16 protein-coding genes and 1 tRNA gene are annotated in these 16,466 nt (G+C 40.1%); 8 read left to right on the forward strand and 9 right to left on the reverse strand.

Annotated elements, in window-relative coordinates; translation table 11 throughout:
• Nucleotides 1–74 precede the first annotated feature (74 nt).
• The gene (locus tag MSHOH_RS11120; RefSeq protein WP_204245305.1) at nucleotides 75–296 is read right to left on the reverse strand and encodes a hypothetical protein; all 222 of its coding nucleotides are present in this window, start codon (nucleotides 294–296) and stop codon (nucleotides 75–77) included.
• Between the two features lie 1,154 nt (nucleotides 297–1,450).
• A complete protein-coding gene (locus tag MSHOH_RS11130; RefSeq protein WP_239450935.1) occupies nucleotides 1,451–2,026 on the reverse strand; it encodes a putative ATP-dependent zinc protease in 576 nt (191 codons plus the stop codon).
• 641 nt (nucleotides 2,027–2,667) lie between these two features.
• Between MSHOH_RS11130 and MSHOH_RS11135 the strand changes: the two genes are divergently transcribed.
• The gene (locus tag MSHOH_RS11135) at nucleotides 2,668–3,309 is read left to right on the forward strand and encodes a UPF0228 family protein (RefSeq protein ID WP_052730826.1); all 642 of its coding nucleotides are present in this window, start codon (nucleotides 2,668–2,670) and stop codon (nucleotides 3,307–3,309) included.
• A gap of 145 nt (nucleotides 3,310–3,454) precedes the next feature.
• Nucleotides 3,455–3,814, forward strand: a complete 360-nt coding sequence (locus MSHOH_RS24670) for a hypothetical protein (protein ID WP_204245306.1) — start codon at nucleotides 3,455–3,457, stop codon at nucleotides 3,812–3,814.
• A gap of 223 nt (nucleotides 3,815–4,037) precedes the next feature.
• Here MSHOH_RS24670 and MSHOH_RS11145 read toward each other — a convergent pair whose 3' ends face one another.
• Nucleotides 4,038–4,685, reverse strand: a complete 648-nt coding sequence (locus MSHOH_RS11145) for a TetR/AcrR family transcriptional regulator (protein ID WP_048139665.1) — start codon at nucleotides 4,683–4,685, stop codon at nucleotides 4,038–4,040.
• Between the two features lie 203 nt (nucleotides 4,686–4,888).
• On the opposite strand from MSHOH_RS11145, the gene MSHOH_RS11150 reads away from it, so the two are divergent.
• Entirely contained in the window at nucleotides 4,889–5,824 is a 936-nt protein-coding gene (locus MSHOH_RS11150) for an SAM-dependent methyltransferase (RefSeq protein ID WP_048143398.1), read from the forward strand.
• A gap of 869 nt (nucleotides 5,825–6,693) precedes the next feature.
• Here the strand turns inward: MSHOH_RS11150 and MSHOH_RS25200 are convergent.
• The 3 genes from MSHOH_RS25200 to MSHOH_RS25210 are packed head-to-tail and all read right to left on the reverse strand — an operon-like array spanning nucleotide 6,694 to nucleotide 7,785.
• Complete coding sequence (locus MSHOH_RS25200; protein ID WP_332881701.1) at nucleotides 6,694–7,038, reverse strand: transposase; 345 nt, start codon at nucleotides 7,036–7,038, stop codon at nucleotides 6,694–6,696.
• A 3-nt stretch (nucleotides 7,039–7,041) separates the two neighbouring features.
• Entirely contained in the window at nucleotides 7,042–7,452 is a 411-nt protein-coding gene (locus MSHOH_RS25205; protein ID WP_239450936.1) for a transposase, read from the reverse strand.
• A 33-nt stretch (nucleotides 7,453–7,485) separates the two neighbouring features.
• Nucleotides 7,486–7,785: a hypothetical protein gene (locus tag MSHOH_RS25210; RefSeq protein ID WP_239450937.1), complete on the reverse strand. Its 300-nt coding sequence runs from the start codon at nucleotides 7,783–7,785 to the stop codon at nucleotides 7,486–7,488.
• Nucleotides 7,786–8,073: 288 nt separating this feature from the next.
• Between MSHOH_RS25210 and MSHOH_RS11165 the strand changes: the two genes are divergently transcribed.
• A complete protein-coding gene (locus tag MSHOH_RS11165) occupies nucleotides 8,074–8,892 on the forward strand; it encodes a nitroreductase family protein (RefSeq protein WP_048139667.1) in 819 nt (272 codons plus the stop codon).
• Between the two features lie 25 nt (nucleotides 8,893–8,917).
• Here MSHOH_RS11165 and MSHOH_RS11170 read toward each other — a convergent pair whose 3' ends face one another.
• From MSHOH_RS11170 to cutA, 3 genes are all read right to left on the reverse strand, one after another.
• A complete protein-coding gene (locus MSHOH_RS11170; RefSeq protein ID WP_048139669.1) occupies nucleotides 8,918–9,547 on the reverse strand; it encodes a DJ-1/PfpI family protein in 630 nt (209 codons plus the stop codon).
• A gap of 399 nt (nucleotides 9,548–9,946) precedes the next feature.
• Nucleotides 9,947–10,029: transfer RNA gene (locus tag MSHOH_RS11175), tRNA-Leu, on the reverse strand.
• A 182-nt stretch (nucleotides 10,030–10,211) separates the two neighbouring features.
• Nucleotides 10,212–10,517 (reverse strand): divalent-cation tolerance protein CutA, encoded by a 306-nt coding sequence (gene cutA / locus MSHOH_RS11180; RefSeq protein ID WP_048139671.1) that lies wholly within the window; start codon nucleotides 10,515–10,517, stop codon nucleotides 10,212–10,214.
• 649 nt (nucleotides 10,518–11,166) lie between these two features.
• Here cutA and MSHOH_RS11185 point away from each other — a divergent pair.
• From MSHOH_RS11185 to MSHOH_RS11200, 4 genes are all read left to right on the forward strand, one after another.
• A complete protein-coding gene (locus MSHOH_RS11185) occupies nucleotides 11,167–12,993 on the forward strand; it encodes a site-2 protease family protein (RefSeq protein WP_048139673.1) in 1,827 nt (608 codons plus the stop codon).
• 316 nt (nucleotides 12,994–13,309) lie between these two features.
• Nucleotides 13,310–14,350, forward strand: coding sequence for a potassium channel family protein (locus MSHOH_RS11190; protein WP_048139675.1), 1,041 nt, complete (start codon nucleotides 13,310–13,312; stop codon nucleotides 14,348–14,350).
• 180 nt (nucleotides 14,351–14,530) lie between these two features.
• On the forward strand, nucleotides 14,531–15,208 hold the full coding sequence (locus tag MSHOH_RS11195) for a potassium channel family protein (protein ID WP_048139677.1): 678 nt from the start codon (nucleotides 14,531–14,533) through the stop codon (nucleotides 15,206–15,208).
• Nucleotides 15,209–15,590: 382 nt separating this feature from the next.
• Nucleotides 15,591–16,307, forward strand: a complete 717-nt coding sequence (locus tag MSHOH_RS11200; RefSeq protein ID WP_048139679.1) for an RAD55 family ATPase — start codon at nucleotides 15,591–15,593, stop codon at nucleotides 16,305–16,307.
• Nucleotides 16,308–16,466 lie beyond the last annotated feature (159 nt).

Below are 16,466 nucleotides of genomic sequence, written 5' to 3' on the forward strand. Positions count from 1 at the left end.
ATGGAATATTATAAATGTGGGTGGCTGTTTTAAAGGTAAAAAATATCCGAAGAATCTGTGAGAAAATAAGACTTTTACAGAAACTCAAGGCAAAGAGATACATAATATTCCCTTGAAATCTTTTTAAGCCAGTCCGGAACCAGAAAATACCTGTCAACAATAAGTTCGTTCAGGTAATACAGGGACTCTTCGGTTCTGCACTCGCTAAGTCTCTTTACAGCCGTCCTTCTCCCCCATGCAGATCTCTCTTCGTCAAGAGCTTCAAGATAAAGCTGGTATTCTTTACTGTCGTCCATTAAAGTAAAATTATCTACCAAAGAATATAAATATTTGTATCCGGTGTCAGAAGCGTGGTATCCAAAGGTTTTTTAGAGGACATCTTTGATCCTGTGAACTGCAGTTAAACTGCAATTATATGTTTTGGCAGACAGGATGAACTTCAGATTTCCGAAGAAAGTATCTGGATAATAAAGCTTAAGAACTAAAAGTAAATCAAAAAAATTAGTTATTCTGAGGAAGAGGATAATGTAATTTAAAAAAATTCGGGAAAGAAAATAAAAGGGATTCCCTTTAATGCAGTGATCAGCTGCTGGTAATCCCCCACTCAAATGTTCGGTCTGTGCTACAAGGTAGCGCACAAAGATATAGTGCCAGCATAAATATAGTTTCCGAAATTCTTCTGAAAAGCCAAAGGTTACTAAAAACGTTATATAAGATTCTCAATAAGCTTTCTGAAATAGCGTATAGGGCTGTAACAGGTACAAAAAGGCACAACATATATAAAAAAGTGATTTTAAGTTGTAGAATGTAAAAATAGGAAAAGAGAATTCCCATGCAATGATCAGTTGATGAGAATTCCTGCACAAGGTTTTTGTTCGCTTTTGTTCGCTATGCTTACTAAGTAAGTAATTATTCGTCAAAAAAGATATATAATTACCGGGATTGAAATTTCAATCTACATGACATATTAGCTCGTGTTGAAATGTTTAATGCCATCGATAATTTTGATAGCATTATTAATTTTTTTGCCTTCATAAATTATTTTGAATGAATACACAAATAGAAATGGGAAAAAATTAATTTGAAGTTATTTTTGAGCCTATTCCAAAACTAATATTTTATTGAAATTACAAATTTAGTATTATGTCACTCCATGAAATCGATGATGCTCTGTGAGAATCTATAGAACATCATCTTTCTCTACAGAAACCACATAAGAAGACCTCTTTCAGACTTTAGGGAGCTAATGAACGGGATTTTATATGTTGTTTCAGGTTATACCTGGCAAAATGTTCCTCATCATTATGGTTCCAAGTCAACAGTTCATAGATTCCATCTCTATCTATGCGAACACGAATGGTTTGGTATAGTGAATAAGGTTGTACGCGTTAAAAATACTTGTAACCTTGTCTTCTTGAGCGTAGCTTTCCTTTATAACCATAATTACATTTTATTGGCCATTTTTATGTTCATTTTTCGCCAGTTCTTTAACATACTCAAAGTTCCAGAGAGGAACTCCTTTTATTTCTCCTTTCTCAAGATGTTCCAGTTCATGAGCTGCACTATAAGCCGGCGTGCCTTTCAGTTGTATGCGTTTTTTCTTTAGCTCCCTTACTATTATTTTCCTGAACTCCGGGTTTACTTCTGCAAATATAATCTTTTTCGCCTTCAGGGTTATTAAGTAGGGTCTTTCAACCAGTTCTCTTTCTTCTTTTGTCCCACATTTTTCGAGCCTGCGAATTACTCCTTCTTCCTCTATGATTTCGGGATCGATGAAAAAGTAGATTTTTTCCAGAGTATAGCCAGTTTTGCCTTCTTCATTGTAATAGGTAATTACATCTTTTACTGCCATGCTTTTTGCCTCTTCGGTGGCATAGCTCCATGAGCCTCCCGATTTCAATGAAAGCAGAAAAGGAAGAAACAGATCTCCCTGAATTTCGAAACTGGAGATCATATTTTTTTCCAGGGCTGAAAACCTGAAGATCGCCCGAATTTCTTCAGCATCCATATTTTGCATCCCTTCCATCATCCATTTTCATATTCTCCTCAAGAGTTTGAAGGTCGAAGTGTATTTAGTTTTTCCTTATTAAAAAACAAACTTTAAGTTTGGACAGACATGCGAACCGGGAGTGAGGAAAAAAATTCGAAATTATATGAAACAGCAGGGGGGAAACTATTTAGTTTGGGGCCAGTGAAGTTTTAGGTATTCGGTGGCTAATCCCCGTTCATGATGTTTCTGCTTCCCAGGACTTCAATAGTTCTTTCCTGCCTTTATTCAGTTATATTTTAATTGACTATTTTTACTTACCATAGCGTAAAGGATTGTAGACTAGTAAAGTTATCTTTTTTCATTTTCTCGTGGAAACATTGGCAGCAAGTGTAGTCTTATAAGTTTTCTCTCCAGATCATCAAACAATCAAAGTCAAGGAATAACTACGGATTCAAAATAAGTATGAAAAACAGTCAGTTTGATGATCTGGAGAGAAAACTTATAAAGAGTTAATTAAAAGAGATTTGTGGAGATTAAATGGTTTTCTATCATATCAGAACTCCATAATAGAGACAATATAACTGTAACAGAAAAACGACACGCAGAACCTGTAATTCCTAAATTTGGAAATCAACTGATCCGGATCAAGAACTTACAAGAGAGGTGAGTTTTTCGTTATGACAAAACCAATTTATACTGTATTGTTTATTGTCGTTTTCATTGTTTTTCTTATTCTTGTAATACCATTGGTACTGTTTACATCTACACACGTTACTGCGGAAATGACATCCGATACGGAAACTCCAGCTCAGGAGCTGCAAGCAGGTGGTTTATTTATTGAATTTGAAGAAGGGATTGGTGAGCAGGAAGTTAAAGCTATTCTTGAGAACTGCAACATGACCAGGAACTGGATCATAAAGTATAATGTTGATTATATGGGAGATCTTTACTACGTGAAAGTGGATGAAGATAAAAGAAATGAACTGAATAAAGAGGAGAACTGGAATGATCCTGTATACCCTGAAATCCCTGAACCTCGATTCCCTGAAATCAAAAAGGGAAATTATTCTTACATAATTGTATCCGAAGAAAATTTTGAGAACGAAAGTTTTGAGAATGGAAGTTTTCTTAAAGTAATGAAAAAACATAATCTTCAGGTGAAAAAGTCTATCGTCTGTTACATTCTTTTTGGAGATGGGTCTCAGAATTGGAGCGAACCAAAGAATTTGATCCCAGAAATGGATGCAATTAGAATAAAAAATGAGCTTGAAATGTGTGAAAAAGTTATGATTGTAAGCCCTGACTATCTTGAAGGATGAAAATGTACTGAAACGGAATAATCACTGTAGAAATGATAGTGAAACTATAATAGTAAAATATCATCATGAAACTACAAGATACCTTATAATTCAGCAGTTACGTTTAATTGATATCGAGGCTGACAATATATGTTAAGATGATAGAATGTTTAAAAATTTAGGGTATAAAATGTTCCAGATTTTTCTCATTTTAATTCTTTTTTCACTGGCTTCGGATTTAGCCGCCGCAGAAGCGCCTGCAGAACAGTGGAACAGGTCTTTTGGTGGAAATAGTGAAGACAGTGCCTGGTGTGTTCAACAGACATCAGACGGCGGGTACATAGCTGCAGGCGTTAAAAATAAGAATGCATGGTTAGTTAAGTTAGCAGGTGATGAAGAAAATATTGAGTGTGAGGATAGAGAAGGTATTGAGTATGAGAATACGTCAGACAGTGACTTCAGCCAAATAAAAAATTACATTTATGATATTTTTCCTGTAATTTTCCAGCAGAACCGCTATAAATAAAAGAGATTTTTCCATTTTAGAGGATTTTTCTTTTAACTTTCTCCCCACACTCTTAAAGAATATATAATCAAATATCCCGTATCTCGCCGCCGTCCTGCAGGTTCTCGATTCCCCTGTCAAATATTCCGGCCCGATTGTTTCCATCTGGATGGCACAACAGAGGGAATCTTATAGTTTGGAATTCAGGAAGGAATGGTCGAAACTTTTCTTGCGGAGGTTACATTCATGCTTTCAGTACATTATTGCAGTCCTCAAATAGTTTACAATCCCTGGAGCATTTTGTCTGCTCTCCTTTTTCCGTTATTCCAAATAAATTCCGGAGTATTTCGATCCATCGAGATCGGACTTCATTCCAATCAACTCCAAGAAGAATAAGAACCCGCATTCCATTGAATAATGACACGAGAGCGACTGCAAGAGTACGCGGATCTGTCTCGGATGGAATAAGGCCTTTATGCTGCTGTTCTGTGATTTCATGAACTGGCTGATTAAGTCCATGCTTCATGCCTTCGATCGATCTTTTCTGAATTTCAGGCTTATGTACTGTCATCCCGAGAATTTCGAAGTACAACGCATGTATTTTAATATCGGGTGACATTATTTGATCGAAGATTTCTATCCATGCATCAACCGGGCATGTATCGGAATTACAGGTTGTCTTTATATCACGATATTGCGTCTGGAGGTAATTTGCACTTTCTATAACCAGTTCATCCTTATTCTTAAAATAGCGGTAGAGAGCGGGTTTGCTGACATCAAGGCGGCGGGCAATATCATCCATTGTAGTGTTACAGTATCCTTTTTCATACATTACCTCCAGCCCTGCTTCAACAATTCTTTTTTTTGCCTCTTCCCTGTACTCAGGTAGCATCTTCGACAACACAATCACCTTCTCAAACTTTAGTGTCAACTCATATATATTTTACCAATAAAATACAAAAGTTACTAATCAGTAACTTTAATTACTATTAAGTATTATTAATACTATTGATCGGTCAATTATGATGTAAAAAGTTAGAAAAATGAGATCTCAGAATCAAGAAAAACAAAAGCAGGTTCATGGAGGATGAGATTATGGAAAAACCGGACAACACTGAAAACAGAATTCTTGAGACCAGCGGGAAGAAAAAAGGATCGAGTATTACAGCTGAGAATGTAGCGTTCGTCAGAGCTCTCGAATCGCTCAAGCCGGAGGGCGAACGCATTTGCTATGACCCATATGCAGTCCGCTTTCTCAGCCAACAATATTTGGTATTTTTGAAAATGGCAGTTCATGACCCCTCCAAAACACCGTTCCCTGGTGTGCATAATTCGCTTTCGGCAAGAGTCAGATATTTTGATGATTTTGTGAAAAAGTTTATTGACGAAGGACTTGAGCAGCTGGTCATCCTGGGTGCAGGATATGATACTCGGGCATACAGAATCGAAGGACTGAAGGGTAAAGTAAGGGTTTTCGAAGTTGACCATCCTGAAACTCAAGGCGTGAAAATGGAAAAGATCAAAGATATCTTCGGCTCGCTCCCGGATCACATCGAGTATGTTTCGGTTGATTTTGGGATCGAAGACTTTGGTCAGCAACTGCTGGAACATGGATACGAAAAGTCACTGAAGACCGTCTTCATAATGGAAGGTTTAATCTACTACCTTCCACCGAAAGCCGTTGATGAGATGCTGTCCTTTATCGCAAAAAATTCGGGCATCGGGAGTGCAATCATCTTCGATTATGTCCATGAGTCCAGTATTGATAGAACGGATGGAATATGCGGCGTGCAGTGTACGGCATGCGACCAGAATGCAATAAAGAATGCCGCAAAAGATATGGCGCAGCAGGGAGAGCCTTATAAGTTCGGCATCAAAGAAGGAATGATCGAGGAGTTCATTACTCAGTGCGGTTTTTCCCAGTTCTGTAATGTAACCAGTGAAGACTATAAAAAGGCCTATTTCCATGGGATCAATGAAAGTCGGCCAGTATGCTGCTTGTCATATTTCGCCCATGCGGTAGTGGAGTAAAATCCTATAACCAATTACGGACTCGTGCGTGGACGGTCTGGATTTTCGTCTTTACCTGTGTAGCAGGTAATCTTATTTTTCAATTTTATTTTTGCTCAGAGATAAGTGAGATAATGGAGAAAAGACATTTTTATATCTCAAATAGTAAAATTCGTATTCCTGCCATCCTGTGGGGAAAGCAGAGTGAAAAGTTGTTGATTGAGGTTCATGGCAACTTTTCTAATAAAGAAGACACTGTAATTTCCATGATGGCACAAAAGGCCGTTGAAAAAGGTTACCAGGCGTTAGACTTTGACCTGCCTATGCACGGTGAGCGCGTGGATGAGGAATATGCTTGTATTCCAGAAAATTGCGTAAGTGATCTGGCTGCTGTTTATGAATATGCAAAGTCGCTTGCGTCTGATATTCATTTGTTTGCGTGTAGCTTGGGAGCCTATTTCAGTCTTCTTGCCTATCACGACCTTAACATAAAGCAAAGTTTATTTCTTTCACCCATTGTCAACATGGAACGCATCATAAGCAACATGATGGAAGGTTTCCAGGTAAGCGAAGAAAGACTAAAAGCAGAGCATAAAATCCGATTGCCGATTGGGCAGACACTAGAATGGAACTATTATTGCTACGTTAAAGAAAACCCAATTTGTTTTAAATGGAAAGTACCTACTGCCATTTTGTATGGTTCTGACGATAATCTGTCCGAATGGGACGAGATCTCAGCATTTGCAGCGAGGTATCACTCAACAGTTAAGGTTCTGGAGCACGGGGAGCATTACTTCCATACGGAAGAGCAATTGCAGATATTTGATAGATGGGCAGGTCAATTACCCCTCCCTGTCGCTGATGCTCCGAGGAAGGGGCTTGTAACTAACTTACGTTGTTACGTTTGGGTTATTGACAGAAACCCTACTCAGGCAAGATATACCTGCTTGAGCAATGTTCAAAGCGGCATTAAGATCAGCATGTATCTGAAAACCGCAATCTCTACAATGGTAAGAACTACCGTTCCGGTTACTCTTCCGAATATCTCCACATTTGGAGCATTTCTGAGAAGAGAAACGAGGATCAACATAGATAACTCTCTTACCAAGAGCTTCTGCTTTGTACTCAAGGAACTGAGCAAGTTGATAGAAAGCCCAAGAATTAAGCTTCCGGTTGAAGTCTTTACCTTTCCGGTTTTGGACTCTAATACTTGTGAGGTCTTCAAGTGAAAATATATCTTAAGGCATATTAACAATGGTTTTCGAGATGCAGTGATTAGTATCAGTCACAAACCGTCTTTCTTTTCGACTCATCTTCTTGAGAAGACATTTAGCCGACTTAGTGCCTTTGGACTGCAATTGTTTACGGAGATATGCGTATTTGCCCCTAACGTTTTTTATGGATTTTCCGTTAAAGAAAACGTTGTTAGAGCAAACTGCAATATTTACGATACCTCTATCAATTCCGAGAATTCTGTTTCCAGAATGTTCGGGAGAGTCTTTTCTGAAAATTACATGCAGGAAAAAAGTATTTTTCTTGACATCATATTTTAGAGTAGAACTTCTGACTTCCCAATTAACATACTCTTGATAACATTCAGGGATGTTAAAAGTTGCTTTAATTCTTCCGTTGATTGTAGCAATGCTCACACTTTCTGTTTTCAGGTAGTAAGTGATTACTCTCTAATTATATCTGATGGATGCGAAAGGCTTTGCTGCTGGAAGATGTTTAAGTTTGACTCCTTTAAGAGCTTCGTAAGCAACATCTCTAGCACCCTGAACAAGAGAAGAAGGAAGCTCTGGATATTTTTCTCGAATATCTTTGTAGGTAGCGTGATGGATAGATACCTTGCTATGGGTTTTGTGTTCAAAACCATATTGAGCGACTTCTTTAAACACAGTGTTAAAAAGAGTAATAGTTTTCTTGAGGGTTTCTTTATCTTCCTCAGAAACACTGAGTTTAAGTTTAATCGTTCTATCCATATTCATATATTACACTTAATACATTATATAAATAATGGAGGTGTAGAGCAGGTTGACGCATTCTTCCTCTCCCTGCCAGTCTGATGACTGTCGAGGAAGGGGTATCCTGCTTATTTGAGATGAAAATCTGCTGTAAAACTTGATGGGATACTGTAAACAGAGAGGTATCCAGCTTATTATTCTTTACACATGCAGTTAGCGAATTACTGAAGTTTCACAGGCAGAGAAATAAAGAAAAGTAATAAATGCAGGCCGGTCAATATACTGCCCTTAACAGGATTTGATACAATGGCCCATATTATCGTTGACCAGGATCGCTGCACAGGGTGCGGTATTTGCGTAAAAATATGCTCTTCAGGTATTATCAATCCGGCTGCTGAGACCCATCTCCCGCATGTGCCTGAAGACAACATTTCTCGCTGTCTATACTGCGGGCACTGCGAAGCTTTCTGCCCTTCTCAGGCTCTCATTCTGAATCTCCGTCCTGATGAGAAAGTTACCCTTCCTGCCGATGCAGGTACTATCTCTCCAGAGGATCTGGCTTTCTATATCAAGAAACGCAGGTCTGTCAGGCATTTTACCAGGGAGCCTGTACCAAAAGAGAAAATTCTTGAAGTCCTCGATATTGCCCGTTATGCAGCATCCGGAACTAACGGTCAGCCGGTGGAGTGGCTGGTTGTTCACGACCCGGAGAAAGTCAGGAAGATTGCTGGGCTCACCATCGAATGGATGAGGAGCCTGCTGAACACTCCCCACCCGATGAGTAGCTATGTCCCGATGCTTATCTCGGCGTGGGAGCAGGGATACGATGTCATTTGCCGGGGTGCTCCGCATCTGCTTTTTGCCCACATTCCGGAAAAGAACCCTGTTGCACCGGTCGATGCCATTATTGCCCTCACCCATTTTGATATTGCTGCGCCTGCATTCGGAATCGGAACCTGCTGGGCTGGCTTTGTTGCAGCGGCTGCCATGTACTATGAGCCTCTCCAGAAGGAACTCGGCCTGCCCGCAGGAAGGAAATGTGCCTATGCAATGATGTTCGGTAACCCGCAGTACAAGATCTATGGAATTCCTCGCAGGAAGCCACTTGAAGTTATGTGGCAGTAAAGTTTTGAAAGGTTTTGAGGGATGTTCAATCCCTCTTCCTTATATAGCCAGATGCCTGCGGGAACTTGTGCATCATACCATACGACTTGCCGGATGGGTAATATTCGGCCCCGAGTTGAATTTTGCCAGCTATTTTTTCATCTGTCATATATTCAATAAATGCAAGCGCCAGATCAATGCCAGCAGAAATGCCTGCCGAGGTCCAGATGTTGCCATCCCTTACAATCCGGTCCTCTATAACTTCAACATCGCCTAATTCTCGTAGCTTCTGAAGTGAAGCCCAGTGGGTAGTAGCTCGTTTGTTTGTGAGCAGACCGGCGCGATGAAGGATGAATGTGCCGGTACAGACAGAAAGGACAGCTTTACAGTTCTCAGCCTGCCTGGCAACGAATTGAATTAGGGATGGATTGTCCACTTCTCTGCGCGTGCCTTCTCCACCCGGCACAAGGAGAAAATCAAGTGGAGGGCAGTCTTCAAAGGTGGCGTGAGGATTTATAGACATCCCTTTACTACAGATCACAGGTTCGGGATTTTCGGCAATCATCAGGCAGTTTTCAGGTCCCTGAGCAAATTTGCTCCAGAGTGATATTATTTCCCAGGGACCGACAAGATCAAGTTCTTCAAGGCCTGGGAAAATCAAAAATCCGAAATTCATGTTACAAAGTTAGCGGATGTTTTGTAAATAATTTTCTATGGCAGAATCCTCTGCAGTTCTATGCTTTTTGTTCACTATGTTTTAGGATCACAAAAAAGTAAGATTTGCTCAATTGAACTGAAAAATAAACTGATTTTTTGTTAGTCGAAAACGAGTTTGAGGTAGAGTATTTTAAGAAATGAGGAATTAGTGTCAAGGCCGGTTTACTTTTCCCCACTTTGGTCGGTTTAAATTTCCTCACCTATTATAGCTAATAAACCAAAACCGATAAAAGACAAAGCTAAAATCCAATAAACTATTTTCCATGCAATTTTAATAACACTATCACGTGATTGATCTGCTTGTGATCCTTATACATGCATTGCGCTTTTTCGAGTTACCTATATCCCAATTATTTAATGCGGGAGAAGGGATTCGAACCCCTGAACGTCTGCACGAACAGATCTTGAGTCTGCCACCGTTGACCGCTTGGTTACTCCCGCGCTTTTTGGAAATCCAATTAGGTAAAGTTATAACTAGCATATAAAGCTAATCCTGTGAGTGAGCTAATTCCGCTGATTTTTGAGCCAGCGGATAGTCTCAAACCGTTTAATCTCTTTTTTCATTTCAAAGTATCCGTTTCCGGCTTAATGTTTATCCGGGTTTAGAGAGCTTCGGGTTTTTCTTAAGAACTGTTTACATGGACCCAGTCAAGATACTCCTCCTCCCCCTTAACTTCCCAGAATTCGATGGCAGGTAAGCTATAAGTGTGAAGATGCTTTACGGTTCCGATTATTTCGTCAAGGCGGGAAGAGTCAGTCTTAACAAGCAGGACTATCTCGTTTTGCTCTTCTACCTTTTCTTCCCATCTGTAGATTGAAAATGTCGGAAACATGTTTACGCAGGCTGCGAGCCTTCTTACAACAAGTTCTCTTGCAATTTCCGATGCATTTTCCATACTTCCAGCTGTGATGTACACGATTCCTATCATGAAACACTCACCTCATACAAAGTTCTTATAAGCACAAACGTACTGAACTGTACTTGCATTGTTATTCGTGCACTTATTATCTATTGCCTAAGGCATAAAACATGATCCTTCACAGCATAACCTATAAAATGACATGACCTTAAGAGCTATAAAATGACCCTGCCGGAGCATTAAAAATTATAATTCCATGTACCTTTTTATATAATTATGATGTATTATTACGAAACAAGGTTTCATGGTATAATACAGAGGAACTAAAACGTATTTATAATAAGATAGACTACGGGTTTAACAGCATTAATTATTTGAATGTATGCTGGCTCCAGATAATTGCTACTTAAAACGGCAACTTGAAGCTTGCAAACTGCGCCGAAGGATTGCTTGCGGCACTAATCTCTTTATTGAAGATATATTCTAAATACAGTTATATCTGATCAACAGCCAATCAGTTGACGGTCAACCTATTGACATTTAACCTATTGACATTTAACCTATTGACATTTAACCTATTGACATTTAACCTATTGACATTTAACCTATTGACATACTTGATTAATATTCCCAATTAATATCCCCAATCAATATTCCCAATTAATATTCCCAATCCAGAGCCTATAATGGTTCTGCTTAATCATTTCGGAGAATTTCCTTGAGCAGCACAAGCATTGTACTGGGTATTTTTTTACTGTACTGGTTCCTTATCTCCATTCTAGATAGAAGGGGAATTCTGGAAAAGTATAACATAAGCACTTTCGGTCCTCTTCCTATCCTCATGATCAGGACAACAAAGGGTCTTAAACTGCTGGACATTCTTGCCCGCCCGAAAAGTTACTGGAGGGTTTTTGCAAACGTCGGGATCCTTATGATGTTTGCGGGCATGGTAGCTATGTTCCTGGTCATTGCTATTTCGGACCTTGCGCTCTATACCTCGTTTCTTAACAACAGCGTGCCTGAGCCTGGGAAATACAATGCCCCAAGGAATATACTGCTGATCCCGGGAGTGAATGAATTTATTCCTTTTACCTGGGGTGTTATTGCTCTCATAGTTACTCTTGTAGTGCACGAGTTTTCCCATGCAATCCTGTGCAGGGTTGAAGACATCAGGGTCAAATCCATGGGAATCCTGTTTGCCCTTGTCCCTATAGGGGGTTTTGCGGAACCTGATGATGAACAGCTTTTTGGCAAAAAAGAAGAAGTAAAAAAAGAGCTGTCGCTGACAGCTACGATTGAAGAAATCGAGGCATGGGAACAGAGGGAAAGAGAGGAAAAAAGGCTGAATAATAAGCAAAAAGGCGCAGCAGCAGCAGCCATTCCTGTACCCAAAGAAACAAAACCTGAGCCGGAAGTGACAGCCACAAGAACTCAGAGAGCCCGTATCCTTGCTGCCGGAGTTATGGCTAATTTCTGCGTTGCTTTTGTAGCCTTTCTGCTCTTTTTCGGTCCCGTACTCGGGGCAATTGCTCCCCTCAGCGATGCCATGATAGTTGGCATTAACGAAAGTTCTCCGGCTCAGCTTGCAGGGCTTCAGAAAGACATGGTGATTACACAGGTTGATGATACTGAAGTCACCACAGGCATGGACCTTCTCTCCTATCTGGAAACTGTCGAGCCAGGAGATACCGTGCGCATCCATGCTTCACAAGATAATACTGTTTCAGTCTATGAGTTAAAGGTTCCTTCTTCTCCGGAGGAATGCTTCAGTGGAGTGCCTGTAGGAGGTGTCGTTGAAGGAAGTCCTGCAGAAGCAGCAGGGATCGAAACCGGAATGACAATGCTCCGGCTTAATGATACACAAATGCGAAGCATTGCAAGTTTTGTAAATTTCATGGAAGGAACGGAGGCAAACCAGACCATAGAAGTTGAGGTGCTTCCTTCCGCAAATTATACAGGTGAACTTACAGAAAACGGCACTGCCATTTTTGACATCCAGCTTGCCCCACACCCTTCAGACAGTGAAAGCGGCTTCCTTGGAGTGATCTACGGAAGTAGTGGGGTTCTGGAGTGCCAGATGCTTGGAATGTCCATCTGGATGCCCCAGGCAAAGTTCTATCTCGAAGCACTCAAGCAGATTCCCTCCCTTCTTACCGAGCCGGTAGGCTGGATTATCCTTTTCGGGCTTCCCATATATGGGTTTGCAGGTGAGGGATTCCGCGGCTTTTCAGGCACTATCGCACAATTTTACCAGCCTGTTGGATGGGCAGAGCCCCTCGGAGTCGGGATTTTCTGGATTGCAAACTCCCTGCTCTGGATTGGGTGGCTGAACTTCTACGTGGGCCTGTTCAACTGCCTGCCTGCAGTGCCTCTTGATGGAGGACATGTATTCAGGGACTATACCTATTCCCTCATGTACAGGTTCACAAGGAACGAAGGAGTTGCGGAAAGGGTTTCAAATTCCATCACTGCAAGTTTCTCCATGCTGATTCTGTTCTCGTTCCTTTTCATGATATTCGGGCCTTTCATAGGGCAGTGGATCTGAACAGCCTGAACTGAGAACAGCTCAAAACGAAACAACATCGAAATATCCAGATCAGTTCAGTTGATTAGGAAATAGGAAATCTGCCGGAAAGCTGGAATTAAACTTATTCTTCCGGCTTTCCTGATTCTTTTACGATTACCAAATATTGATTTTGATGATTGCGAGTCTTTTTTTGACCAGCGGGTTTTACTGTCTGCTGATCTCAATGACCTTTGATAATTTTCAAGCGAAATTCTATGAATATATAGAGATATTAATAAAGATTATAAGGTACTTTGACCTACTTCAGAAGTAAAACTAAGGCAGGACACTGAACATGTTTTCTTCAGATAAAAAGAAGAATCGAAGAGCAAGGTCTAAAAAACTCATTCGCAAAAGACTGAATCTGGCATACAAGATCGTAGCTTTACTCCTGATCACTATTTATGTCCTGCTTTTCAAGCATATTATGATCCTTGAGGGCCAGCCCGAAAATGCAAATGCTATTACTGCTATCTACTGGGCTACGACTACCATTGCAACGGTAGGATACGGAGATGTGGTTTTCACCTCACTTCTGGGAAGGAGCTTTTCCATACTGGTACAGATTACGGGAATTATTCTGATCTCGGGCTTTCTTGCAACTTATGTTATCACTCCCTGGATGGACAAAGTAATCAAGTACAGGCTGCCAAGAAAAGTTCATTCCAGCACTAAAGATCACATTATTATCTGCGGATATAACCAGCTGGTAGAAACCCTGATTGATGAACTTGCAGAGCAGGAAATAACATTTATAATAATCGAAGACGATGAAGAGCTCGTCAAAGAACTCGTTTACAGAGACATTCCCTGTATTTTCGGGGGTCCGAGCGATAAACAGACACTTATGAATGCAGGCATTGAAAAAGCCAAGATCCTTATCGCCAACAAATCCGATGAAAGAAATGCAAATATCGTACTGACCTCAAGAGAATTTCAGCACCTCAATATTATTGCTATCGTTGAGGACAGGACAAACTCAAAATACCTGAGATATGCAGGCGCAGATATGGTCGTCTCTCCCAAGTCGATGTTCGGGCAGTTTATCGGAAGAAAGGCTATGGATAGGCTCGTAAGCAGAGTAACGGGGACAACTGAAATCTTCAAAGGGGTGCACGTCACAGAATTTCCTGTCTATCTCAAAAGCCCGCTTATAGGTAAGACCCTGAAAGAGGTCTCAAGCCAGCGGCTTACAGGCGCAAGAATAGTTGGAGTCTGGAAAAGTGGGAACCTCTCGTTTAATCCTGAGGAAGACGATGTCATCCGCGGAAATTCCGTTCTACTGGCTGTTGGAACGCCTGAGGAGCTCTCAAAACTGAAGAAACTTACACATTGATTACCGCACCTGATATACTATCTGATATATACAGTTTGAGATACACAGGCATCATAAATTTTCGGTTTACAGACAATGACCAGATGAAGCTGAAAACTTGATAATTAACGGCTTGATAATACTTACCTGAGCGTTTTCGTCATTAGTTTTCAAGTTTGTTTAAAAATCTGAGGATTCAAAATGGAGTCAAAAGGGCATCTTGTCGTACTGGGGTATGGAGACGTTGGAAAAAGCATTGTCAATGAACTCTCTGAAGGCCCATTCCGGTTTGTAGTTGTGGATTCCAATGAAAAAGTTTTTGAAAATACGGAGTTTGAACACATTGTTGGTAATGGATCTGACGAGGAAATCCTTGTTGCAGCCGGAGTAAATACTGCATCTTTTGTGTTTGTAGCCCTCAACGATGACACATATGTTATTTTTGCAACCCTCATTTCCAGAGGATTGAACCCTGAAGCAACTATTGTTGCAAGGGCAAACTCCGTAAAGTCCATTGATAAGATTTATAAGGCAGGAGCGGACTACGTAGGATCTCTTTCTATAGTCGCAGGACAGATGCTTGCGAAAATGAGTGCAAACTGCATTGGTAAAGTCTGCAGGATCGATGAAGATATAATGCTTTACGAGGGGATAGAAATAGAAAAGCACCATATTGAGAAAGGTTCTTTCCTTGACAAAAAATCAATAGAAGACCTGGATATCGAGAAAAAAATAGGGTGCACGGTTATAGGCATTGAACGTGGGGGGCTTGTTACTACTACCGTAAATAAGCAGACAATACTTCATGCAGGAGACATAATTGCAGTTGGAGGAAGCAGTAAGCAGATTTCGGAATTTAAGGAGAAATACCTTGATTAACTTACTGATAAATATTATCACTAACCACCTAATTTTTTAAAAATTTAATTTTAGTTTCTTTTTTACCTGTTTTGTTTGTCAATTCTGTGTTTCCGTTTTTTCGGTTCCTGATGCACTTCGGTTAAATCCTTCAATCTATCCTTGCAGCTCTGATTTCTTCTTGAGTTATGATATCTTACTGTAATTTACAGACCCTTTTTTTAGATAACTTACTCCGGTTTTTGAGGAACATATATATTAGTTGAAATATAATAGAACAAATAGAAAACTTACTTTTTATAATAAGTAAGAGATCAACTCAATCTAATTAATTTAAGACTGTTTGATTAATTCAGACTATTAACATTTAAAATAAATTTACCGCACTGAACTATGTGATAGTATGGAAAGTTTGCCTACCGGAGTAGAAGGATTGGATTTACTGGTGGAGGGAGGGTATCCCAAAGGAAAGAGTATTCTTGTTACCGGGCCTCCGGGTTCGGGAAAAACCATCCTGGGGCTTCACTTCCTTCACAGGAGCTGCCAGGACGGCAGAAAATGCATACTTGTTCTTACCAGAGAGCTTACCGAAGACGTACTCAATCAGGCACGCAGCCTTAAGCTTGACCTTTGTCCTTTTATTGAGAAAGGGCAACTCAGTATCAGGAATATATTCGAAGACAAAATAAACAAGATCAAGAGCGTCTCTAAATTCGGAAAAGGGCTCTGTGCCGTGGATACGGACATAATTGAATACTTAAGTTCCATGTCTTCGGAAGTTGATGTTGTGGTCATTGACAACATAGGGGTAATGGCTATACATCATGATATGAGAGAGTTTGCGGATGAGTTCAGTTCGATAAGCATTATCCTTATGAAAAACGGATGTACAAGCCTTTTCATAATGGACGAAGACTCTTACAACCTGACCCACAGGCTTACTGGTTATATGGTTTTCGGGCTGATGAGACTCATAACACAGGAAAATTTCAATTCCGGGAAAACCAAACAGTATCTCTACATTGAAAAAATGAGAAACACGCCAGTTCCGATCAAGTATTCTCTGTTTGACATCACTTCACAAGGAGTTAGAATTATCTCAGGCATGAAATCGCAATGAAACAGCTGATATAATTTCATTTTTCTTTTTAAATCAGAAAGTAAACCATTGAAGTAGAAGTGCAGAAAAAGCATAGAACAAAGGAGATTGAAACCAGAGAGTATATAGCTGAGAAACGGATTTGAGAAATAAAAAGAGATTTGAGAAAAGGGATTTATG

The sequence above is a fragment of the Methanosarcina horonobensis HB-1 = JCM 15518 genome, assembly GCF_000970285.1.
Classification (GTDB): Archaea; Halobacteriota; Methanosarcinia; order Methanosarcinales; family Methanosarcinaceae; genus Methanosarcina; species Methanosarcina horonobensis.